At 41.3% G+C, this 22,178-nt stretch carries 20 protein-coding genes; 17 read left to right on the forward strand and 3 right to left on the reverse strand.

The window, feature by feature from the left end:
• Positions 1 to 127: 127 nt before the first annotated feature.
• Positions 128 to 5,167, forward strand: coding sequence for an S-layer homology domain-containing protein (locus AC1TO8_RS09325; RefSeq protein WP_482055338.1), 5,040 nt, complete (start codon positions 128 to 130; stop codon positions 5,165 to 5,167).
• 65 nt (positions 5,168 to 5,232) lie between these two features.
• Here the strand turns inward: AC1TO8_RS09325 and AC1TO8_RS09330 are convergent, their stop codons facing one another.
• A complete protein-coding gene (locus AC1TO8_RS09330; protein ID WP_482055339.1) occupies positions 5,233 to 5,718 on the reverse strand; it encodes a glutathione peroxidase in 486 nt (161 codons plus the stop codon).
• A 250-nt stretch (positions 5,719 to 5,968) separates the two neighbouring features.
• Here AC1TO8_RS09330 and AC1TO8_RS09335 point away from each other — a divergent pair, with 250 nt between their 5' ends.
• The 14 genes from AC1TO8_RS09335 (at position 5,969) to AC1TO8_RS09400 (ending at position 18,170) form a co-directional block, all read left to right on the forward strand.
• Entirely contained in the window at positions 5,969 to 6,247 is a 279-nt protein-coding gene (locus AC1TO8_RS09335; protein ID WP_482055659.1) for a hypothetical protein, read from the forward strand.
• Positions 6,248 to 6,317: 70 nt separating this feature from the next.
• A complete protein-coding gene (locus AC1TO8_RS09340) occupies positions 6,318 to 6,740 on the forward strand; it encodes a thiol-disulfide oxidoreductase DCC family protein (RefSeq protein WP_482055660.1) in 423 nt (140 codons plus the stop codon).
• A gap of 31 nt (positions 6,741 to 6,771) precedes the next feature.
• Positions 6,772 to 7,026 carry a hypothetical protein gene (locus AC1TO8_RS09345; RefSeq protein WP_482055340.1) on the forward strand — a complete coding sequence of 85 codons (255 nt, stop codon included), beginning with the start codon at positions 6,772 to 6,774 and terminating at the stop codon, positions 7,024 to 7,026.
• Between the two features lie 13 nt (positions 7,027 to 7,039).
• The gene (locus AC1TO8_RS09350; protein WP_482055661.1) at positions 7,040 to 7,423 is read left to right on the forward strand and encodes a VOC family protein; all 384 of its coding nucleotides are present in this window, start codon (positions 7,040 to 7,042) and stop codon (positions 7,421 to 7,423) included.
• A gap of 138 nt (positions 7,424 to 7,561) precedes the next feature.
• Positions 7,562 to 8,716: a P-loop NTPase family protein gene (locus AC1TO8_RS09355; protein ID WP_482055341.1), complete on the forward strand. Its 1,155-nt coding sequence runs from the start codon at positions 7,562 to 7,564 to the stop codon at positions 8,714 to 8,716.
• Positions 8,709 to 9,959 (forward strand): TadA family conjugal transfer-associated ATPase, encoded by a 1,251-nt coding sequence (locus tag AC1TO8_RS09360; protein WP_482055342.1) that lies wholly within the window; start codon positions 8,709 to 8,711, stop codon positions 9,957 to 9,959. The genes AC1TO8_RS09355 and AC1TO8_RS09360 overlap by 8 nt, the downstream gene beginning before the upstream one ends.
• Positions 9,956 to 10,777, forward strand: coding sequence for a type II secretion system F family protein (locus AC1TO8_RS09365; RefSeq protein WP_482055343.1), 822 nt, complete (start codon positions 9,956 to 9,958; stop codon positions 10,775 to 10,777). Before AC1TO8_RS09360 ends, AC1TO8_RS09365 begins: the two co-directional genes overlap by 4 nt.
• Positions 10,778 to 10,791: 14 nt before the next feature.
• Complete coding sequence (locus tag AC1TO8_RS09370; RefSeq protein ID WP_482055344.1) at positions 10,792 to 11,664, forward strand: type II secretion system F family protein; 873 nt, start codon at positions 10,792 to 10,794, stop codon at positions 11,662 to 11,664.
• A 13-nt stretch (positions 11,665 to 11,677) separates the two neighbouring features.
• Entirely contained in the window at positions 11,678 to 11,872 is a 195-nt protein-coding gene (locus tag AC1TO8_RS09375; RefSeq protein ID WP_482055345.1) for a Flp1 family type IVb pilin, read from the forward strand.
• Entirely contained in the window at positions 11,862 to 12,527 is a 666-nt protein-coding gene (locus tag AC1TO8_RS09380; RefSeq protein WP_482055346.1) for a TadE/TadG family type IV pilus assembly protein, read from the forward strand. The genes AC1TO8_RS09375 and AC1TO8_RS09380 overlap by 11 nt, the downstream gene beginning before the upstream one ends.
• Positions 12,528 to 12,547: 20 nt before the next feature.
• The gene (locus AC1TO8_RS09385; protein WP_482055347.1) at positions 12,548 to 14,869 is read left to right on the forward strand and encodes a hypothetical protein; all 2,322 of its coding nucleotides are present in this window, start codon (positions 12,548 to 12,550) and stop codon (positions 14,867 to 14,869) included.
• Entirely contained in the window at positions 14,838 to 15,803 is a 966-nt protein-coding gene (locus tag AC1TO8_RS09390) for a pilus assembly protein (protein ID WP_482055348.1), read from the forward strand. The genes AC1TO8_RS09385 and AC1TO8_RS09390 overlap by 32 nt, the downstream gene beginning before the upstream one ends.
• Before the next feature lie 66 nt (positions 15,804 to 15,869).
• The gene (locus AC1TO8_RS09395) at positions 15,870 to 16,385 is read left to right on the forward strand and encodes an A24 family peptidase (RefSeq protein ID WP_482055349.1); all 516 of its coding nucleotides are present in this window, start codon (positions 15,870 to 15,872) and stop codon (positions 16,383 to 16,385) included.
• A 15-nt stretch (positions 16,386 to 16,400) separates the two neighbouring features.
• Positions 16,401 to 18,170 carry a DUF6382 domain-containing protein gene (locus AC1TO8_RS09400; protein WP_482055350.1) on the forward strand — a complete coding sequence of 590 codons (1,770 nt, stop codon included), beginning with the start codon at positions 16,401 to 16,403 and terminating at the stop codon, positions 18,168 to 18,170.
• Here AC1TO8_RS09400 and AC1TO8_RS09405 read toward each other — a convergent pair.
• Both AC1TO8_RS09405 and AC1TO8_RS09410 read right to left on the reverse strand, forming a co-directional pair.
• Positions 18,155 to 19,051: a TIGR01777 family oxidoreductase gene (locus AC1TO8_RS09405; RefSeq protein ID WP_482055351.1), complete on the reverse strand. Its 897-nt coding sequence runs from the start codon at positions 19,049 to 19,051 to the stop codon at positions 18,155 to 18,157. The genes AC1TO8_RS09400 and AC1TO8_RS09405 overlap by 16 nt on opposite strands.
• 169 nt (positions 19,052 to 19,220) lie before the next feature.
• A complete protein-coding gene (locus AC1TO8_RS09410; protein ID WP_482055352.1) occupies positions 19,221 to 19,691 on the reverse strand; it encodes a DUF2621 domain-containing protein in 471 nt (156 codons plus the stop codon).
• Positions 19,692 to 19,815: 124 nt separating this feature from the next.
• Here AC1TO8_RS09410 and AC1TO8_RS09415 point away from each other — a divergent pair, with 124 nt between their 5' ends.
• Positions 19,816 to 20,943 carry a deoxyribonuclease IV gene (locus AC1TO8_RS09415; RefSeq protein WP_482055353.1) on the forward strand — a complete coding sequence of 376 codons (1,128 nt, stop codon included), beginning with the start codon at positions 19,816 to 19,818 and terminating at the stop codon, positions 20,941 to 20,943.
• Positions 20,944 to 20,986: 43 nt separating this feature from the next.
• Entirely contained in the window at positions 20,987 to 21,886 is a 900-nt protein-coding gene (purU, locus tag AC1TO8_RS09420) for a formyltetrahydrofolate deformylase (RefSeq protein ID WP_482055354.1), read from the forward strand.
• Positions 21,887 to 22,178 lie beyond the last annotated feature (292 nt).

Consider the following 22,178-nt stretch of genomic DNA (forward strand, 5'->3'; position numbering starts at 1 on the left):
AGAGAGACTCATCCGCTCTTCGCTCTTTTCATAATATCAAATACTTATAAAATCTATTTTGTAAGCGCTATCTAAAAGATGTTTACTCCGTACTATCAATAATAATACTTAAAGTAGAGGTGACCCAATGAAGAAGAAATTGTCTAAACGTTTGCTATCCATCACAATAAGTCTCGCGATGGCATTTGGTATGGTTCCTTTGTATGCGGTTTCAGCGGCGGGTGATGTGAATGTTGGGATTGTGAATGCGGGGTTTGAAGAGGGTCCGGTGAATGGTGAAATTCCAGGTTGGAGTAAGGACCCAGCAACGGTAGGACTGATAGAACTTAGTTCTATACAAGCAAAAGGTGGTTCCAATAGCCTACATCTACACGATACTGACAGCGATCCTCTGTCTCCGGGATTGCGCGTGTTAAGTGATAATATAGCAGTCACACCGGGAAGTGAATATACAGTTCAAGCGTCTGTATATGTCGTACAGCAAACAGCAAGTATTGTTCATGAGGTTCAATATTTCGATACAAATGATAAAGAAATCACACCACGGCAGCAGATACTTAATTCCAATAAAATCCTGAAGCTGAATGCTTGGAATGAGATTGTGAATGTCTCTACTGCTCCAGTGAATGCATCTTATGCAAGAATCGGTTTCTATTCAGGTAAGCCAAGTTTGACGGATGCTTATTTCGATGATGTATCGATGATTGGACCAGCGACGCCAGTAATACCAGACCCAGAACCAAATCCAGGACAACCGGCATCGGGTCTTGTTAATCCAGGGTTCGAGATGGACTTGGTTGGTATGGAAATCCCAGGTTGGGCTGTAGATCCTAGTACTGAAGCATTCGGAAGTATTGGACTTAGTAGTGCGTACTCAAGAACTGGGAATAACAGTTTACTTTTCGAAGATAAAGTAAACGGTACAGCTCCTAATGGTCACTTTAGAATGCTAAGTGATCCGATCTCAGTGTCAGTAGGAGATATGGTTACATTCGAGACTTATGTTTATAAAGTTGCTGCAGGAGATCAAACTGCGCAAATCCAACCTGTCATTCATTACTACGATGCGGGAGGAAATAGTGCAAAAATAAATGATTTTGAGGGATATGGTGCCAATACTATCCCTGTGGGACAATGGAAGGACATAAAAATCACTCGTGAAATCCCGGCTAATACAGCTTATATTAAAGTAGGATTGTATTCTGGTTTTCCAAGCCTTACAAAGTTATATGTGGATGATGCGAGTATAATTATTGAACCTAAAACACCTGTGGTAACTCCACCTGCAGAAGATGTTGCAGCCGAAATCCCGAATACTGGATTTGAAGAGGCATTGATAGCTGGTGCGATTCCAGGCTGGAGCCTTAAAGATGGTCCTGTGGGATCAATTGAATTAAGTACTTCAGTAGTTAAGAGTGGAAAGAATAGCTTATATTTTCAAGATAAGAGTGATGCGACAGGTTCACGAGTGTTAAGCGACAAGTTCGCAGTTATACCAGGCGAGGCATACATTGCTAAAGCTTTTGCAAACGTAGTCAAGCAATCACATAATATCGTTTACGAAATTTACTTTTATAATGATAAAGATACTCAGATTGGATTCAAGCAGGAATTGTTTGGAGCATTAGCATTAGGTAACAATCAATGGACCGAGATGCGGGTATCTACTAATAAAGTCCCAGCAGGAACAGCCTACGCTAGAGTTGCTTTTTATTCAGGAGGAATTAGTATAACCGAAGCCTATTTCGATGATGTTTCATTCGATATAGTGCCATCTGAAGTACCATTAGATCGTAACTATCAGGCGCCAATTAATCTTGGTCCAATGGTTAGCGTGAGCCTAGGTCAAGCAGGAGCTATTCAAGAAAATGCTTTAGGTGAGAACGAGGTATATTTCCATTCGAATGGGTTGCCTGGTACATTCACAGTGTTAGATGCAGAAACAGGTAAGATGAAGTTTACAGAGAAAATTCCAAATACAGAAGCATTGTGGGCCATGACAATCGGACCAGACAAAAATGTTTATTTTGCAGGGACTGGAGATGCAAGATTGTATCGCTACTTACCTGTAGATAAGAAAATAGAATCGCTAGGAGCCAACCCATCTGATTCATGGGTATGGGATCTTGAAGCAACTGCAGATGGTAAAATATATGGTGGTACGTATGCTGATAAAAAAGAAGGTAAATTATTCGAATATGATATTGCAACCAAACAATTCCGAGATTATGGTAGCGTTATGAAAGGTGAAGATTATGTTAGAGGTATAGCAGTAGACGATAAGTATATCTACGCTGGTTTAGGATCGAATCTACACTTGTTTAAAGTTGATCGTGTGACTGGGGAGAAAACAGAAATTAACATCCCAGGCTATACAGGCACGAAAGGCGGAATTATTGCAGATGTATTCGTAGTCAATAACAAGCTGCTTGTTTCAGTTAGTACTATTAATATGGTAGTTATGAACATGGATACCTATGAGATTGAGCATACATTCCAGTATAGTAATATGATCTCAGAGCCGGACCCTGCAGATCCTAATCTGATCTACTATAAGGATGGGACAAAGTTTTATAAATATGATTTCAGTACAAATAAATCTTCTGAGATCATCCTTCCCGTGCCACTTCCTGATACAACACGTGTAAAAGATATGCAGTGGATAAAGATGAAAAGTGGAGAAAAGATAGGGAAAACAGTGTTGGCTATGATAACTCAAATTGGGGAGTATATTTTATATGATCCTTCTGATAACTGGCTTTCGTTTATTGAACTTGAAGTATCAGCACAGCCTGTTAGAATTCAAGCTATTGAAAGAGGCCCAATGGATGGAAGAATTTATCTCGGTGGTTATCAACGGGGAATGAGTATTTACAATCCCTTTACTAACACAATCGATACGAATATATCTTCATTCGCACAACCAGAAGGCATTGGATTTTTGAATGATTATGTGTACTACGGGACTTACGTTGCTGCCATCATGTATCGCTTTGATCCAACGAAGCCTGTATCACTGAATGCTAATCCTGAATTGGTTTATAGTATTCAACACCATCAAGATAGACCGTTCGCCCTTACTTCTGGGGATAATAAACTGTTCGTCGGCACTGTTGCTGACTATGGTATTCTAGGTGGGGTATTAGCGATCTATGATGAAGTGAAGGATAAATGGACACAGTTCAACGATGTTGTTGAAGATCAAGCTATTATTGGTCTTTCTTATAAGGATGGGCTACTCTACGGAGGTACGACGGTATGGGGTGGTTTAGGTTCTGTTCCAACCAAATCGGAAGCGAAACTCTTTATTTGGGACGTAGAAAATGGTAAGAAGATAGACGAAATAGCACTTGATATTCCTGGTATTGATGAGACACCGAAGATGATCGGTGAGCTTTCATTCGGACCAGATGGTCTATTGTGGGGTGTAGTAGATGGCACGATCTTCGCCATGGACGTCTCAACCAAAAAGATAGTTAAAAGTAAAGTCATTCAACCAAGTGTATACAATACTAGTAAGTGGAAACCATTTGACCTGCAATGGGCCCCTGATGGTATGCTGTACACGACATTATCTCGCAAATTGATCGCTATCGATCCAGAGACATTGTCTTACAAAATAATTGTGGATACATTCATGAATGATATGTCCATTGGTATCGACGGTAGTATCTATTATGCTCTTGATGCCGGAACAACCATGTCTCGTATTGCAGTACCAGAGACAGATGCAACCCTATCTGCGATAACAGTAAATGGTGTGCCCCTTGAAGGATTCTCGCCAGGAGTATTGAAATACAAGTCCAAACTTAGTCCTGAAACGGTTGTGCAAGCTACTGCAACTCAAGCGGGAGCGACAGTGACAACAGAAGTTCAGGAAAAAGAAGAGAAAACAGTGATTACTGTAATAGGAACAGACGGTAAATCAACATTAGTGTACACAATTCATTGGAATGAAGTAGGTACGATTGATCCAGAAAAACCTGAAACGCCAGAAACCCCGGGACCAGGTGGTCCGTCGGGTCCAGTCAATCCACCAACGACAACGGGTAAGACGGATCCGAACACACAAACTGTAAGTGGGAGTAGTTTGAAAGTGAATAAGCAAGGTGTCGTATCTGTTGAAATTGAGAAAGGTAAGACAGCGGTGCTACTTCCAGTGAATGCGGGGGATATCATCAAAGATCAATCCATCGTCTTGACGAGTGATGAGATCACGGTTGAGCTTGCTCCGGAAGTGTTAAATCAATTACAAAAGCTAGCATCTTCAGAGAAACTACAGGATGCACAGATTAAATTATCCTTCGATGCCGTTACAGATTCATCGAAGCAAGCAATGCTTGATAAATCAATAAATAGCAACCACGCTAATATTCAAGCAGCGGGTGAGATCTATGACTTCAACCTATCGATCGTAGGTAAAGATGGGAAAGAAGTAAGTCCAGCTAAATTTGCAGAACCGCTAACTCTAACGTTAAAGGTAAACGGAGATGTGAATCTTGATCTAGTGGGGATCTACAAGATCGAAGATGACGGTACTTTAACTTATATGGGTGGAACAATTGTAAACGGCCATATCAGTGCTGAAGTTCAATCTTCTGGTAAGTATGCAGTATTGGAATTTGATAAATCCTTTGGTGACGTTCCAACAAGTCACTGGGCTGCAGACACGATTAAGAAAATGGCTGCAAAGTTGATCGCCAAAGGCGTAAGTGATACAGACTTTGCACCTAGTGAGAGTGTAACAAGAGCAGAGTTCGCTACCTTTATGGTTCGCGCATTGGGATTAGAGGTGAAGGGAACAAGCGAATTTGCAGATGTAGCAGTTGGGCAATGGTATACTTCATACGTAGCGGCTGCGCATGAAGCAGGACTTGTTAATGGAATGAGTGATACGCAGTTTGCGCCGAATCGTACCATTACAAGAGAAGAGATGGCTGTCATGTTACTTCGTGCATATGAACTGCAGAAAGGTAACACATCAGATGTATCTCAGACTAAGCCAATAGCTGACCAAGCAAGTATAAGCTCGTGGGCAAGTGCTTCGATAAAGACGGCACTTGAACTAGGATTAGTCAATGGTCGTGGGAATGATCAGTTCGTTCCGCAAGGACAACTGACTCGTGCAGAATCGATGCAAGCCATTCTCAATATGCTAAACAAATAATTTAGACAATAGAAGGCCTCACTCGTATCTTTACGGGTGAGGCCTTCTATATTTCAGAGAATAGTTCAATGATTCTTTAATAGATCTTCAATGACAATTTCAATTTTATCTGGTGCAGTGGATGGAGCGAAGCGTTCGAGAACCTTACCATCACTATCGACTAGAAACTTGGTGAAGTTCCATTTGACTGCTTTTAAACCTAGAATGCCAGGGGCTTCATCTGATAAATGTTGAAATAATGGGTGGGCGGTCTTCCCTTTTACATCTATTTTCTCGAATAAAGGAAAGGTGACTCCGAAGTTAATTTGACAAAACTGCTCAATATCGTCGCTATTACCTGGTTCTTGTTCATTAAATTGATTACTAGGGAATCCTAAAACCTCAAAATCTTCGTCTTTGAACTTCTCATAGAGTGCCTGTAGTCCTGTGTATTGAGGAGTAAAACCGCATTTGCTTGCGGTATTAACGATTAAGAGCACTTTACCTTCATATTTGGATAGAGAAATCTCTTCGCCACGGATTGTATTCACTTGGTAGTCGTATATATTCATCCATTTCCCCCCTAACAATAATGATATGATTCCGATACATATTCAACACTCTGAATTATACAGTATGTCAACAAATCATGAACGGAAATATAGTTAATTCTTCTCAGTTGTCTACTATTGTCTACTCATAGGGAGAATTAGTGGTATAATAAATTGACATCAAGTTGAAAATTAATTAGAATGTCTAAGTACTTGTTGGATGTGTCGGAATAAGATTGTGTTAGCAAATTTAATATAATGGGTGATAATGATGTCTTACAGACCGATCATTTCGAATGTAAAAGAAGCAAGCAATAATGAGAAAGATGGATTGTATGAATTCATCTTCTACATGGCTGATGGAACGGAGTGTCGTACGTTTTATGATCGTTATCCCGTATGGAAGATGACGAATATTACAAGACTGCAAAAGACGCCTTGTCCTGTATGTCGCAAAGATTTCATTTGCAAATGTATGGAAAGTTTCAGAGATACGTTACAGCAACAAGTCGACGATAATCAATGGCTTGAGAAAGCTATTGTCAAGTAAGAGTTGGGTTGCTAAAGAAAAGAAGCGTGGGAAATCATCCTACGCTTTTTTCTATATCGGGTGCGGGGGGATGTTTGTGAAAAAGAACCATACGGACACATCTTCAATTGTGCTTATCGATGGTGAATGCCTTTTGTGCCAAGGTGCTACGAAGTTTATTATTCGGCATGATCCTGCTGGGAGATTTCACTTTGCTTCTTTACAGTCGGATACGGGTCAGAAATTACTTTCCAAGAGTGGATTGCCGGCAGACTTTATGAGTGGTTTTGTCCTAATTGAGGACGATCGATATTTCACACAATCAACTGCTGCTTTACGTATAGCTAGACAATTACGAGGTCTATGGCCGCTTACATATGGTTGCATCATAGTGCCTAGAATGATAAGAGATAGCGTATATCAATATATAGCTAGAAATCGGTACCGTTGGTTTGGTAAGGCGGATCAATGTATGTTACCAACACCAGAATTAAAGGGTAGAATGTTAGAATAGGTGTGAATTAGCCGCGGGGAGAGGTTATTTTGTGAAATACATCTTGTTTGTGATCGTTGTATGTATTGTTATATTGATCTTGGCGTTCAAAGCGTTGGGAACTAAGAAATCGAGCGGAAATGTCGTTAAATTTCAGAAGAAGCATAGTAAGCCAGAATTACAGAAATGTACTTATTGCAAAAAAATGAGTAAATTAACTTTCTACGCAAGTGATGAGGGCAGCGTGATAGGTGTTTGTAAAGAGTGCAAACCAAAGGCTGATTCCCGAGAAATGAATCCTATATAAGGAGTGTGTAATGATGATTGAGTTCGTTCGGATACATCATGTGAGTTTGGCGGTAAGAGATCTAGAGAAATCAAAACAATTCTATTCAGAAATCCTTCGATTTCGTGAAATAGAACGTCCTCCTTTTAGCTCTAACGGGGTATGGTATGCAGTTGGTGATCAACAATTACATCTTCTTGAACACCCGAAGGGTCAGACATTACGGGATCAGGGGATTGATACGACGGATGGACATTTTTCCATGTGGGTCCAAAGTTACCAGAAGACGATAGATTGGTTAGACAAGAATGGAGTTCACTATGAAGCTCGACCTGAGAGTGTAGCTGGATTTGCTCAAATATTCATTCTAGACATAGATCATAATATCATTGAATTATCGGCTGATTATGGATCTTAATAATTTATACTTGCTGACTGGAACTAACTGTGATATTCTAACTGTAAATTAATCGATCGTAAACGGAAGCACCGTTTAACAACCGCGTAACTGCGTTTGTTGAACGGTGCTTTTTTTGTTTCATTGGAAGGAGAATGAATGATGATTCCTACTAAAGTAGTGTTGGCTGTACAGGAGAGTGAATATATTGAGCCACTGCTTCGCTACGTTCACAGCAGTGAATATGGCGATAAGATGAGGATTGTTGCTTTTACTGAGGTGGATCAATTTATGAAGTATATGAATGGCAGAGAACGGCCGGAAGTAATCGTAGGAGAGATGGCATTTCTAGCGCCCTGGTTGGAGCAAGGTGAACAGACTGTAACATGGATCGTTTTAGATGATATGGGACAAAGTTCGTTGCAAGGACCTGTTCTTGCGAAATATCAACCGCTCCCTCAACTGCTAGATTCCGTTCTACATCTATCTCGAAGAAATGGTGTTATAGCATCCTCTCGAATCTTGGGTCAGACGACGATGGTTGGCATACTTTCTGCCGTTGGAGGAAGCGGCAAGACAACGACAGCTCTGAATATAGCTAAGCAGTTAGGGGCTAGTGGATTGTCCGTGTTCTATCTTAGCTTAGAGACGATGAATAGTAGTGCTGTGTTTCCAAGGCAGATTAGGAGCGGTGAGAGCGGTAACGGTCTTTCACGTCTACTGTATGAACTGAAGGCCGCACAGGAAACGAAAGATTATTCGTGTATTTCAATTCCAACTTATGTTGTCCATCACGAAGGGATCAAGGCAGATATGTTCGAACCGCTCATTAATATTAAGGAATGGCTCCAGATGAGTAAGAGCGATGTATTTCAACTTATGAAGTTGATTGCGGATAGCGGTCAATATGATGTCATGGTTGTGGATACAGATAATGGTGCAGGAGATCGATGTGAGGCGGTAATGGAAGCTTGTGAAAGTCTCGTATGGCTTCTACTTGATGATGTGATCAGTATGCATAAGAGTGGACAATGGCTATCTTTTATGGAGAGAAGTAACCCAACTTTATATCGTGACATGATGTTGAAAAGTAAATTTATTGTGAATCGTTATGTTGGAAATCTTGCGAATACACTCCCATCTATTGTAGAACAAATTGATGGAGTTCTCCCATACATCCCTTCTTGGAAGCAAGTAAGTCATGAGGAGATTCTATTGAGTTCCCCAATATTTCAAAGAGATATTCTGAATCTATGTAGAGAATTAGTAGGAGATCTTGTTCCTGCTACGGGCGGAGGGCAATCCCATGGATGAAGAGATCTTCAAACTCATGCGCAGTACTATACGCTCAGGTCTAGATGTGACATCAGCGGTAGATGATGCTGAATTAATGAGCTATATCGAACGGACGGTATTGGGACACAAGGAATTGCAGGATCTGACCGCGTTAGAGAAGCGTACACTAGTCCGGCGAATATATGACTCATTCCGAGGATTGGATGTTCTTCAGCCTTTAGTGGACAATCCGTCCATCACGGAGATTATGATCAATAGTCATCAAGATATATTCATTGAACAAGAGGGGGAAGTCAGACGGACTGGACAGCAATTCGAGTCACAGAATCGTTTGGAGGATATTATTCAGAGTATCGTGGCGGGCGTGAATCGTGTAGTGAATGAATCATCTCCGATTGTTGACGCAAGATTGAAAGACGGGTCACGTGTCAACATAGTCCTGCCGCCTATTGCTCTGAAAGGTCCTACGATGACGATCCGGAAGTTCCCAGAGAAGCCGATGACGATGGATGATCTTGTTAGACGTGGTGCATTAAGTGAGGAGACGGCTGTTTATCTCCAAAGGTTGGTCGTAGGGAAATATAACATATTCATCAGTGGGGGGACAGGATCGGGGAAGACGACGTTTCTCAACGCTTTATCCCAGTTCATTCCGGTAGATGAGCGTGTGATTACGATCGAGGACTCAGCAGAGTTACAGATAGTAACTGTTCCTAACTTGGTTTCGCTTGAGACTCGAAATGCCAATACAGAAGGAAGGGGAGAAATCACCATTCGTGATCTGATTCGGTCATCTTTACGGATGCGTCCGAATCGAATTGTGATCGGGGAGGTTCGAGGGAGCGAGGCTTTGGACATGCTGCAGGCGATGAACACTGGGCATGATGGATCGCTCTCAACCGGTCACGCAAACAGCACTAGAGATATGATTAGTCGTCTTGAGACGATGGTGCTCAGTGGGGCTAATCTTCCGATTCTCGTCGTTCGTCAGCAGATTAGCTCGGCCATAGATATTCTAGTTCATCTATCTAGGTTGCGTGATCGTTCAAGAAGAGTGACGGAAATTAGTGAGGTGTTGGGTATGGAGAACGGAGAGGTACAACTGAGTCCGCTCTTTCAATTTAAGGAGAGGGGGGAGAAGGATGGAAGAATTATAGGGCAACTAGAATCCTGTGGGTTCACTTTACATCATGTTGATAAGCTACGTATGGCAGGTCTTGAAGATGCCGTTGTGAAAGAAGGTGAGGAGGTCAAGCTATGAGGTTGGCGACGGCGAAGTCGAGAACCATTAGGGACACTAATGAAATAGATCAACAAGGAAGTGGGATGCTACCGACACTCCCTGACTACAGTAGTTATGAGCTAAGTATGTTGGAACGAGTCTTATGTATTGTGATCGGGGCCATCATATTTTATGGTATTGGGTATTTATTTTATCATCAATGGATTGTCTCGCTGTTGATAGCATGTAGCGGATGGTTTATTCCTGGCTTCTGGAGACAGCATATGCTGGATCGTCGTCGTGTTGCAATGAACTTACATTTCAAACAAGCGTTATTCTCCTTGTCATCATCTCTTTCGGCTGGTCGATCTGTAGAGAATGGGTTTAGGGAGGCAGTTGCGGATCTACGAATGCTGGATCCCGACGCGGAGAATGATCTCATTATGGAACTGAACATTATTTGCGCTCGAATGGAATATGGCGAACCGATTGAGGATGCATTACAGGATTTCAGTCGACGTGCATCTATGGAAGATATCACGAACTTTGCCGATGTATTCACAACATGTAAGAGAACAGGTGGTGATCTGGTCGAAGTCGTACGCCGAACATCTAACATAATTGGTGAGAAGCTAGATATCCAACAGGAGATATCCGTTATGATTGCTCAGAAAAAGTTTGAATCCAAAGCGATTCTGGTTGCTCCGATCTTCATGATATGTTTCATGAATGTATCATCGCCTGACTATATGCTTCCAATGTATAGCGGTGTTGGGTTCATTATAACGACATTCTCATTAGCGGTATTGGGAGCTTGTACGATCTGGATTACGAAGATTATGAATATTAAATTGTAGGGGGAGGTGATGTATTGATTATCTTATGCGTTGTGATCTTGATTTTGCTAGTGGGTAGTTGGGTGGCGCTGAACTACCTCAGCGGGGGGAAGTATCAGAAACTGAGGAAGATTCCTATGGAGGGACTACGACTTAGCAAGATGGTGAACCCGATGTTATATATTCTAGATAGATTGAGAATAACGACAAGGTTCCCGTTCTTCTTCTATAAAGTTCAACGCTCCATTCAGAAAATTCACGGCATGAGATATAGTGGCGAAATGACACTGCTCTATTTAGGGGAGATGATGTGCTACAGCTGGCTGTTGCTAGGTTTGGGTAGTGTTATGTCGATAGGGATGGGAGATAACACAGGGTTAATTCTAGGGGCTGGTCTAGCCATTCTCTTGCCAGCGGCAATGGTGAAAGACCTTCACAGACAGGTTCAAGTTCGCGATCAAGATATATTGCTAGAACTTCCGGAGCTATTGAACAAAATTGTATTACTCGTTGGAGCAGGTGAAACGGTGCAGAAGGCGATTGCTCATTGCGTTGAAGTTAAGAAAGAAGAACGGGATCATCCTCTGTATAAAGAATTGATACGGATGGTTGGAGATTGGGATAGCGGGTACTCATTCCAACAAGCATTTGAAAGCTTCAGTAAACGATGTGCATTACAAGAAGTATCGATTTTCACGACGACTGTTTTGTTGAATTTTAGACGTGGAGGTAATGATTTTGTGTTGGCACTGCGCGATTTATCACGAACATTATGGGAGAAACGCAAGATGATCACTCGTACTCGCGGTGAACAAGCGTCTTCTAAGTTGGTATTTCCAATGGTCGTTATATTTATGGTAGTTGTTGTTCTGGTTGGTTCACCCGCAATGATGATGATGAATATGTAGGAGGGATGATGACATGTTAACGAATGTATGGGGAAAAGTGAAGGGGTTTTGGCAAGAGGAAGAGGGATTAGGAATGTTGGAGATGATCTTGATCATTGCAGCAATCGTTGTGATTGCTGTGGTTTTTAGGGATCAACTTAAATTAATTGTTGAGAATCTTTTGAAGAAAGTCAGTGCAAAAAGTGAAACTTTTATTAATGAAAAATAAACTCAAAGGCAACGAGGGAAGCTTCACGCTTGAGGCTTCCCTTGTTATGCCTATCATATTAATGGTGACGATAATACTCATGTTCTTTTGTATGTACATTTATCAACAGTCAATATTACAACAAGTTGCTTCTGCTGCGACAGAGAGATCAGCGTATAGCTGGGATAACAGCCATAAGGAATACTCTGATGGGGCTTTTCAACAGGGGCAATATGATTCGCTGTATTGGAGACTGACAGATGATAGGATGCTGGGAACGATGTTCGGCTGGGCAGGTGCTAGTAATGAGGAGTCTATTTCTCTACCCGAAGGTGAGATATCAGGATCGCTGCCAACTGCGAAGCTATCCAAAGTAAGCATACTTGTGACAGGTGAAATAAACGGGAAGATTTCTTATGAGAATAAACTGTTATTGCGAAAAGTGAGTAGCGAATTACACCAGCTCATCAACTTGCCTCCATTAGATCAGATATTATCGGGTGGATCCGAATTAGAAGTGAGTGCACAATCTATCATCGTTGAACCTGTAGAATTCATTCGCACGGTAGATCTAATGAGATACTATGGAGCTAAATTCAAAGGATCTAGTGGCAGTGCTACGAATAAGGGCGACGCTGGTCAAGTATTGCAGAAGTACGGATCTAAGAGTAAATAAAGGAAGAAAGGGGGAGTGGCATGTTTGGTAAATGGCATGCAGATCAGAGGGGCTCAGTCTCCATTTTTCTTATTTTGATTCTAGCCGTTGTATTTAGTTTTGTTGCTGTGTTTATTGACTACGCTCGAATTGCTGCAATGAAAGTTCAAAGTGAGCGACTAGTACGGTCTGCAGTTCGCTCTGTGATGTCTGCTTATGAACCAGAATTACAGCAGGAATATGGAATATTCGCCTATGGAGAGAGTAATGGAGATCAGATTATGTCCGGGGTATTGAATGGAAGTATAGATCATGGTGACCGAGGAGATGCATTCTCTTTGCTTAATCTCACATTAGATTCATCCTCACTGCAGATGGACCGTATGCTCGGAGAATACGAAGTATTCAATCGTCAAATTAGCGAAGAAATGAAATATAAGGCACCTATTGATTTCACGCTGGAAATATTGAATAAGTTCAAACCGTTATCTCAATCCATGAAGGAAGCTTCGAACACGATGGATGTACTTAGAAAATTACAGAAGCTGTATGACAAACGAGAAGATGCATTAGATGAAATGATAGCGAAGCAGAAAAAGACTGCTAAAAGCGTAGAAACTATACCCAATCTGATCATAACTCAAGCTACTAATCACATCTCTAATCAATCATTAGGGGGTAGCATCGATTCGGGTGCTGATATTGCGGCTCAATATGATGACTATGTTGCCACAGCAATCGAGCTGGAGCAAAGAATCGCCGATAAACAAAACAGGCAAGATAACACCAACAGTGACAGTGATAGTGATGACGATGAGGATAACGATAATGACGACGAAGATGAAGAGGATAAGATTATAAATATACTTACGGATTTAATTAGTAGATATCATCAAGGGGCTTCGAGCTTGTTGTCTAATGTATCTAATAAGCAAAGTTCATCACATTCAGATCATATGAAGATGGAACCTCAAGCGCTTGAACTTTGGGAGGAAGTATACAGCATGAATGAACAAATGAAACAAGTGATCGCGGAGTCAGAGAACCGCTCAGTCGGTGAAGGATATGACCATGTATCACGTGAAGATAGCCCGGGAAGTACAGACATAGGTAATGGAGATGCGGATGCGATTCGAAAAATTAGAGAACAAACTCAAAGTTTAATCCTCTCCGAAACGTTGTTGCAAGATCTCAAGCAGGGGATTGAAGATCAGACTATGGAATTTCAGATAGTAGATAGTGGGTTAACTTCTTTTAATACAGCATTGGGAATGGCTTTTGGCCAAAGTGGTAGTAGTGATCAAATGAAGTCAACTGTTATTCAGTCAAGGAACAATGTAGACCAGTACATGCAGAAGTATGTAACATCCGGTGCGGGAAATATTCTTGATGCAGCACTAGGTAAGTTAGAAGAGAACCGTTCCTCTGATAAGGAGCGCAAGTTAACGGAGAAGAAATCTAAGGCGAAATTGAAGGATGCAACGAACATATTATCAAGTATTAATCGATTGAATGAGAAAGCACAGGGATATATGGAAGAATATCGTACACTACAACAATATTATGATGAAAGTATTACATTTAATAAACAATCAGTAGATGGATCATATCAAGGGGCTGAACTGGATAGTGATCCTTACGATGCTAGTAAATCAGCTATGGACGATGTGGATGATTTATATGGTTCTATGAGTGGCATGTTGTCAGGATTACAAAATGAATTTTATCAGAATGAATATGCTGCGCTTTATTTTCATCATTTTGATATCACTCGTCTGGGAGATATCGTAAGTAACCCGGATAGTTCAATTGGAGATGAATTAGTAGAGCAACTAAGTGTCCATAATCAGGAGCTAGAGTATATTCTATATGGGTTTCATAATCCCGTAGGCAATATATCTGCCGCTTACGCCGAAATATTCGGAGTGAGACTAGCCATACGAACGATGGAAGGTTTAGTGAAGAGTAGTAAGTTGGGAAATCCATTGTTAATTCTCGCTACGGGATTATTATATGGGATTGAGATGGCTATCGTAGATATGATTCAACTGTGTCACAAGGGATCAATTGAGTTATCGACCTATGTAAAAGTGGAGATGACTTACCGCGATTACTTGAGAATGTTCCTCTTTATTCATAGTAATAATGAGAAGAAGATGTCGAGAATGCTATCATTAATCCGGTTTAATACAGGAATTAATCCCAATGAGAGAGCGACCTATTCCTCTGGTGAAGTTGTGTTCGGTATGAGGCTGTGGTTTCTTCCGGGAGTGATGAGAATGATCGGTTCTACTGCAAACAATGAAGATAAAGTGGAAGGAAACCGTTACTATGCTACTAAGAAAGCGGACTTTTCCTATTGATCGATTGAAGAATGAAAAAGGTAGTATCGTACTTGAAGCTGCTTTGGTATTTCCCTTCTTTATCTTTTTCATTGTTTTTCTAATCTATATTGTTCAAATGACATTGATATCCACTGCGCTCCAAAGCACCGTATCCGATACCGTGAAGATGGTGTCTTCCCATATGTACCCTATTGCTTTAATGGTAGAGAAAGAGGTTCCATCAGAGGAAGATAAGGACTCCCAATTAACTGGGAACTGGATCATACCTAAGCTATCTGTGACAGATTGGGTATCTCAGTATAGCAACTCCCTCCCTCCTCCGTTATCACAATGGATGATGGATGCTGCAACAAAGGGAGATGAGCCTTTACAGGAAGTGAAGAATAATATGGCGGAGGCTGTTCTTGATCCTGTCGTTAAGCCTCTACTTAAGCCGTTCATACAAAGTGATTACTTAAGCTATGATCGGATTCATATTTCTAATATATATCTTCCTGATATGAAGACTAGAGAAAATCCGTATTTCGGTATTGAAGTCAGCTATGCGTTACCTGTGAAGGTGCCTTTTATCAATAAAGAAATTGTATTACAAGCAAAGGCACAAGAACGTCTGTGGATTGGAGATACTTCGGAGGGAATTGGAGGGGCTGTTGGTGAAGAGGATGCATCTTCTATACAAATACTGGAGAAGCCGAATCCTGCCATTGTCGGAAAGAAGGCTAAGGTCAGGATAAAGGTAGGTCCGAATGCTATGGCGCAATTATCTGTTTTTTATAAGAGTGGTGAGAGTACCGCCAAGTATCTAGGATGGAGTCAGGCAGATGCTAACGGATATATCGAATGGGAATGGTTTGTTGGTACCAATACAACACCAGGAACATGGCCCTTCATTATTACATTAGAGGATGGAGAACGCATGGAAGTGACGTTTACCGTTATTGATCGAGATTAGTATTTTATACTTCGTGATCAAAAGGTGACTTTTTGAACAACAACTTATAGGAAATGAGGAAGAGATGTGGAGATTGCTTTGGTTGGATGCGGACTACTCGTAGCAGCTGCCTTTATTACTGATATTAAATCGATGAAGATACCGAACAAGCTGACGATCCCTGCTATTCTTTGTGGAATAACCTATCACGTCGTAGCTTCTGGCTGGAATGGAGCGTTGTTTGCTGGCAAAGGATTAGCGGTTGGATTTAGTATACTCTTTGTGATGTATTGGATCGGGGCCGTAGGAGCGGGAGATGTCAAACTATTCGGAGGAATTGGTGCTTGGACAGGAATGATATTCACGATTCAGGCGTTATTGTATTCCATATTATTCGCGGGATTCATTGGGATTATGATTCTATTGTGGCGAAGAGAGACGCTATCCCGTCTACGAGAAGTAGCGCGTGGAATAGCAGGTTTTTTTCTACTAAAGGATATTGATATATTAAAGAATTGGAGCAAAGAGCAAATTCGTTTTCCATTTATGCTTGCCGTTGTGCCAGGAATGATCTGTGCGTATATCTACGCTATTCCTTATTAGAAAGGGGTGAATAGAATGTTTGGATTAACACAGGATTTCATCCACAATGGTGGTAATTATATGATTCTGGACAGCGGAGAGGGACTTGCTTCATCTGAATTAAACAGAGTACAGACTAGCATGATTACTGCGACAAAGATTCCTCATCTATTACCTCTTCGGTTGAAGGAAATAAACTTCAAGGTGAGTCTCCAGTATGATATTACAGATAAGAAGATGCTAACACATCTACTCAAGAGTGAAAAGTTAACAATGGAAGAATTCTATGTTCTGCTACTTCAACTAGTGGATGCGCTAGAAGAGAGTACTTCGTATATGCTAGATCAGGATAAATATATTATTCAGGAAGATTATATATTTGTGGAGGGTCCTCTTCATATTGGGAAATTATATTTAACGTATTGCCCCATTCAATCATTGAAGAATACAGAATCATTACAGTCATCACTAAGTCAGTTGATCACAAGACTAATGACATCAGTATCTGAATTACAAGGAAACGGGATTCAAACGTTACTTCAATATATGAGTATTGAGGGGTATGCGTTGTCCGGCATGAGAGGCTTGCTTCTGAATTTGTTAGCTAAGGCTGGAGAGAATTCGGCATTCAAGCCTACTCACAATAGTATGTCTCCATCTCATTTATATCGATCGGATCTTGATCCAACTCCTAATACCAATTCGATTCTACATCGAACTTCAATACCAACTCGTTCTACTACGCCACACCAGCCTGATCTATTCTCCCAACCAATTCCTAAAAGGGCTGTGGGTGTATGCGTTGAACGAAAAGTGGGTTTGTCTACATCCTCGTTTGAGATGGATAACCAAAATGATAACGATTTAACTGCTGAAGATGAAGAATATGAGCCAGGGCCCATGGCAACATATGTATCTTTGGGTTGTCTAGTCGCTTGTGCTTTAGCATGGCGATATCTTTATATGGCATACCCAGGGACAGGCATGCTAATTATAAGTATACTCGTCACAGGTCTGCTTGGAGTTATCGCATGGATGGGTTGGAAGGGAAAGATTCGGATGCCCATGAAGGGAACGGATACATCAATAGAATCAGTTGCTCTATTTGATTCAGGAGGATTAGGAGAATCTAGCTTGATCCGAAAAAGGGCATCATTTCAAGTAGAACGTTTAACAGGCTTCTTCGATAGGGCATCATCTAAGGATAAGGAATTGGAGCCATCGCGCGAAAGATGGGTATTTCCAGATTCACGAAAGACGGAGCATACGCAAACAGATGATGTAAATCAACTAGAGGATGTGGGGTTTTCTAGTGATGGGGATGTCGAGGCTGATTATTATGCCAAGCTTGGTCACAGAACAGAAATGTTATCTTCACCTCGAGTGAATGCAACCGTTTTGTTGAAACCCGAGGATAGCTCAATTCAGGGAAACAATGGGGCGATTCATCACTCTAACCCCTACCTAGAAAGAAGAGAGACAGGGCAAGTAGTTAAGGGTGAACTAATACATAGTGATTCTGCTCAAGGGAAGCTGCCCCCCGTTGTAATCGAACTGAATCACCCGCACTTCATTATTGGTAGAGCAGCAGAAGTTGCCCAATTTGTAGAAGAAATGCCTGGTACGTCAAGGGCTCATGTAGAAATCTCTAAAGGGAGTGAGGGATACGTCATTAAAGATCTGGGATCGAAGAATGGCACCATTCTAAATAAAGAGTTAATGATTCCCTATAAAGAATATCCGCTCAATGATGGCGATATATTTACGATTGTTAGGGGGGAGTATACGTATCACTTCAGATCTTGAAGGGCATCTTTGATTGCTGGATAAGTAAATTCAAATCCATGCTCAAGAGCTTTATTTGGGATTACTCGCTGACCTTGTAGTAGAATTAGCGATAATTCGCCAACGACTGCCTTTAGCAGAAAGCTTGGAATGGGAAACCAATATGGGCGATGGTAGACAGCTGCGACGGTTCTGCCGAATTGGTCGTTCGTGACGGGTTCTGGTGCTGCTGCATTCACAGGTCCATCGACATCTGGATGAAGGATGCAGAAATCAATTAATCTCACCATATCGGTGATATGGATCCATGACATCCATTGCAGACCACTACCTATTCTTCCGCCTACTCCAAGTCTAAAAGGAAGCTTCATCATCGGATAGGCACCACCATGGCTTCCAAGCACGACACTTACCCGCAGTTTCACTAATCGAACGTCCTGAATCGTATCTGCTGCATCTTCCCATTGTTGGACAACACCTGATGGGAAGTCCATTACACGCGTTGGTGAAGTTTCTTCGAATATTCCATCATTTGAAGTACCATAGATAGCAATGGCAGAAGCCTGAATCACGACAGCGGGTTTATTCTTCAACTGGGAGACTAAATTACTGACAGCTGAGACTGTCTTTAGACGCGATTCGATAATCCGCTGTTTGGCCTTCGTTGTCCATCTTTGGCTGAGAGATGCTCCGGCTAAGTTAACAAGTGCATCCACGTTCTCTAGTAACTCCGGGTGATGTTCTAATTGGTCCCAAGTGATGTGCTCTATTTGAGATTGTATCGTTGTAGTATGTGTAGGAATCTTTCGAGTTATGATGATCAAGTGATGGCCTTCTTTGAGCCAATGTTCTTGTAACGCTTTTCCGATAAATCCCGTTCCCCCACAAATGGCAATCTTCATGATCACAAACTCCCCCTTCCGTCACCTACAAATCACCAGCAGTTGCAAAAAGATCACCTAAATTCAGCGAATTTCTTTCAGCGCTAATTGTAGGTGACCGAAGTACATCTAATAACAGGAGAGCTCTTAGTTTTCACTATTTCCCCAAATGTAACTGTCATTTCAAGTGTTATTTATTTAACAGATGTTCATAAGGCTTGTAGTCAATCTGATTCTTCGTTAGGAACTTCATCAGGAATTTATAATCGCGTGCAGGCGTGGCAACAATGTACCCTCGGATGCAATGGTCTCTTGTTACTTCGGTTGCGTTGCTTTCAACGGCTATTTTACCAATCTCGGCTGCAATGGAGTGTTTGGCTATATCTCGAAATGCGGAGGGTACGGGACTAACTAATGTGTTTAATAGAGCTTTCGATTCGTCTGTCCACATAGGGCGACTCCGCTCCACCCAATAATTCTGCCAATCCAGTTTAGATTTTCCATCGGCTTTGGGAAGCACCTTCAGGAACTTGCGGAACATGAAGAAACCCCCGATACACATCGCTCCGACCATAACAATGGTCCAGAAGGCAATCGAGTTCATGAACCATCTGCTTGGAGTGCTACTTGACAGTAAATTGACCACAAGTGTGGTATTCATATATGTTCACCTCAATGATATTAATCACTAATTAAGCCATTACATTTTGATTATAGCGCATTTCTAGATTTTTTTCGCTATTCAAGTTAAAATAGAGGCTATTCGTAATAAAGGGGGATACAACATGTTGAAAATTGGTTCTCATGTGTCTTTTTCGGGCAAGGGTCTACTAAGTGCTGCAGATGAAGCAAATAACTATGGTTCTAGTTCATTTATGATATATACAGGTGCACCGCAGAATACGCGCCGTAAGCCGATGGAATCGATGTATCTTGAAGAGGGTAAGGAGCAGATGCACAAGAACGGTGTTGAGGAAATCGTCGTTCATGCACCTTACATTGTTAATTTAGGTTCGTACAAAGATAGTATATTCGAGCTTGGTGTTAGCTTTCTACAGGAAGAAATTCGTCGTACACATGCTATTGGTGTGAAGAATATCGTGTTACATCCTGGTGCATATACAGACAAGGATGCTGACTTTGGTATTCAGCGTATTGCTGACGGATTAAATGAAGTGCTGGAAGGTACGAAGGAGACAGATGTTAACATTGCCTTAGAGACAATGGCTGGCAAAGGAACAGAAATCGGACGTAGCTTCGAGGAGCTAGCTCAAATTATTGATAAGGTAAAACATAATGAACGTCTAACGATATGTGTAGATACTTGCCATATTCATGATGCAGGATATGATATTGTTGGTGATTTAGATGGCGTGCTAGAGGAGTTTGACCGGATTATTGGACTATCCCGAATTGGAGTAATTCATTTAAATGATAGCAAGAATCCACGGGGAGCAAGTAAGGACCGTCATACTCCTGTAGGAAGTGGATTTATCGGATTCGATACTATTAACCGAATAGTACATCATGAACGTTTACAAGGGTTGCCTTTTATATTAGAGACTCCTTGGATCGGCAAAGATGCTAAAACTCAACGCCCGATGTATGAAGTTGAGATCGCCATGTTGAGAGGAAATGTGGCTGAAAGATTTGGAGCTGAGTTTCTGAATCAGGTGGATGAACTTCATTCCTATTTCGCTAAGAAGCAAATTAACTCTCGGGAATTTGTTCTAGATACTTGGAACTTGCTGAAGAATGATGCGAAGGCCAAAAAGGCAGATCCTCGTGAACCATTAGAGCGTCTATATGATATGGTGATGCAAGACAATCTTTTCCCAGAGTTAAGTGAAGAAGGTGTAAACCATCGTATTGTAGCATGGTTGGCTGGACGAGATATCCTCACGAACCTTTAGGAATAACAAAGCGAAATTGGAGAGAGCGAGGTCTGTAAATACAATGGAAGTGCATATCAATAAGAGCTTGTCATTATCAGAGAATCCGTACAAAGAGCGTGCAAGGATGCTCATATCATGTCCAGATGGGCCGGGTATTGTTGCTGCAGTGTCCTATTTTCTTCATCAGCATGGAGCTAATATTGTTCAATCTGATCAGTACACGATGGATCCTGAGGGTGGCATGTTCTTCATGCGTATCGAATTTGATCTGACAAACCTAGATCAGAGAATAGCTGAGTTGAAAAAGAAATTTCAAGAGGTAGCTTCAAAGTTTGCAATGGATTGGAAAATTAATAATGTAAGTCGTAAGAAGAAGCTTGCTATCTTTGTTTCAAAAGAAGACCATTGTTTAGTCGAACTGCTATGGCAATGGCAGGCTGGAGATCTCGATGGTGAAATTGCGATGGTCGTTAGTAATCATCCAGACATGAAGGACTATGTGGAGTCTTTCGGCATACCTTATCATCATATTCCAGTAACGGCAGATACGAAGAAAGAAGCAGAGAAACGGCAACTTGAAGTGGTGGGCGATCATATTGATGTCATTATTCTGGCACGATATATGCAGATTATTTCACCAACGTTTATTCAACAATATCAAAATCGGATTATTAATATTCATCACTCTTTCTTGCCTGCTTTTGTTGGAGGGAAACCTTATGCACAAGCCTATCAACGTGGTGTGAAGATCATTGGAGCAACTGCACATTATGTGACAGAAGAGCTTGATGGCGGACCGATCATTGAGCAGGACGTACAGCGAGTGAGTCATCGTGATGACGTGAGAGAATTGAAGAGAATTGGTCGGACGATAGAGCGTGTAGTTCTTGCTAGAGCTGTGAAATGGCATATTGAAGATCGTATTCTAGTTCATGAGAATAAAACGGTGGTCTTCGGTTAAATAAGTGAATAGCTTTGTCTGGTCATTTCCTCAGGATTAGGGGCCGATCAGTCAGCTTGCATAGGTAAAGAACTCTCCAATGTAAAGGTTACTGTATTTGATATTGTATTTAGTACATTGGTAGATCCAGAGATTCATAATATACAAAAAAGAGGCATTTCGTTCCGTTGGAGCGAGATGCCTCTTTTTGTATATTATGTTAATGTGCCTTATCAGCCGTACTCCCAATATTTGATTGTAAAATGGGTCAACATATTCTTTACATGGATCTAAGCCCTGTTTTACAATCTAC

This window comes from Paenibacillus sp. Y859 (assembly GCF_056786405.1).

Coding starts and splice junctions, on each gene's coding strand:
- AC1TO8_RS09325 (WP_482055338.1), top strand. CDS start 128: ATGAAGAAGAAATTGTCTAAACGTTTGCTATCCATCACAATAAGTCTC.
- AC1TO8_RS09330 (WP_482055339.1), bottom strand. CDS start 5,718: ATGAATATATACGACTACCAAGTGAATACAATCCGTGGCGAAGAGATT.
- AC1TO8_RS09335 (WP_482055659.1), top strand. CDS start 5,969: ATGTCTTACAGACCGATCATTTCGAATGTAAAAGAAGCAAGCAATAAT.
- AC1TO8_RS09340 (WP_482055660.1), top strand. CDS start 6,318: ATGTTTGTGAAAAAGAACCATACGGACACATCTTCAATTGTGCTTATC.
- AC1TO8_RS09350 (WP_482055661.1), top strand. CDS start 7,040: ATGATTGAGTTCGTTCGGATACATCATGTGAGTTTGGCGGTAAGAGAT.
- AC1TO8_RS09355 (WP_482055341.1), top strand. CDS start 7,562: ATGATGATTCCTACTAAAGTAGTGTTGGCTGTACAGGAGAGTGAATAT.
- AC1TO8_RS09360 (WP_482055342.1), top strand. CDS start 8,709: ATGGATGAAGAGATCTTCAAACTCATGCGCAGTACTATACGCTCAGGT.
- AC1TO8_RS09365 (WP_482055343.1), top strand. CDS start 9,956: ATGAGGTTGGCGACGGCGAAGTCGAGAACCATTAGGGACACTAATGAA.
- AC1TO8_RS09375 (WP_482055345.1), top strand. CDS start 11,678: ATGTTAACGAATGTATGGGGAAAAGTGAAGGGGTTTTGGCAAGAGGAA.
- AC1TO8_RS09380 (WP_482055346.1), top strand. CDS start 11,862: ATGAAAAATAAACTCAAAGGCAACGAGGGAAGCTTCACGCTTGAGGCT.
- AC1TO8_RS09385 (WP_482055347.1), top strand. CDS start 12,548: ATGTTTGGTAAATGGCATGCAGATCAGAGGGGCTCAGTCTCCATTTTT.
- AC1TO8_RS09390 (WP_482055348.1), top strand. CDS start 14,838: ATGCTACTAAGAAAGCGGACTTTTCCTATTGATCGATTGAAGAATGAA.
- AC1TO8_RS09400 (WP_482055350.1), top strand. CDS start 16,401: ATGTTTGGATTAACACAGGATTTCATCCACAATGGTGGTAATTATATG.
- AC1TO8_RS09405 (WP_482055351.1), bottom strand. CDS start 19,051: ATGAAGATTGCCATTTGTGGGGGAACGGGATTTATCGGAAAAGCGTTA.
- AC1TO8_RS09410 (WP_482055352.1), bottom strand. CDS start 19,691: ATGAATACCACACTTGTGGTCAATTTACTGTCAAGTAGCACTCCAAGC.
- AC1TO8_RS09415 (WP_482055353.1), top strand. CDS start 19,816: ATGTTGAAAATTGGTTCTCATGTGTCTTTTTCGGGCAAGGGTCTACTA.
- purU (WP_482055354.1), top strand. CDS start 20,987: ATGGAAGTGCATATCAATAAGAGCTTGTCATTATCAGAGAATCCGTAC.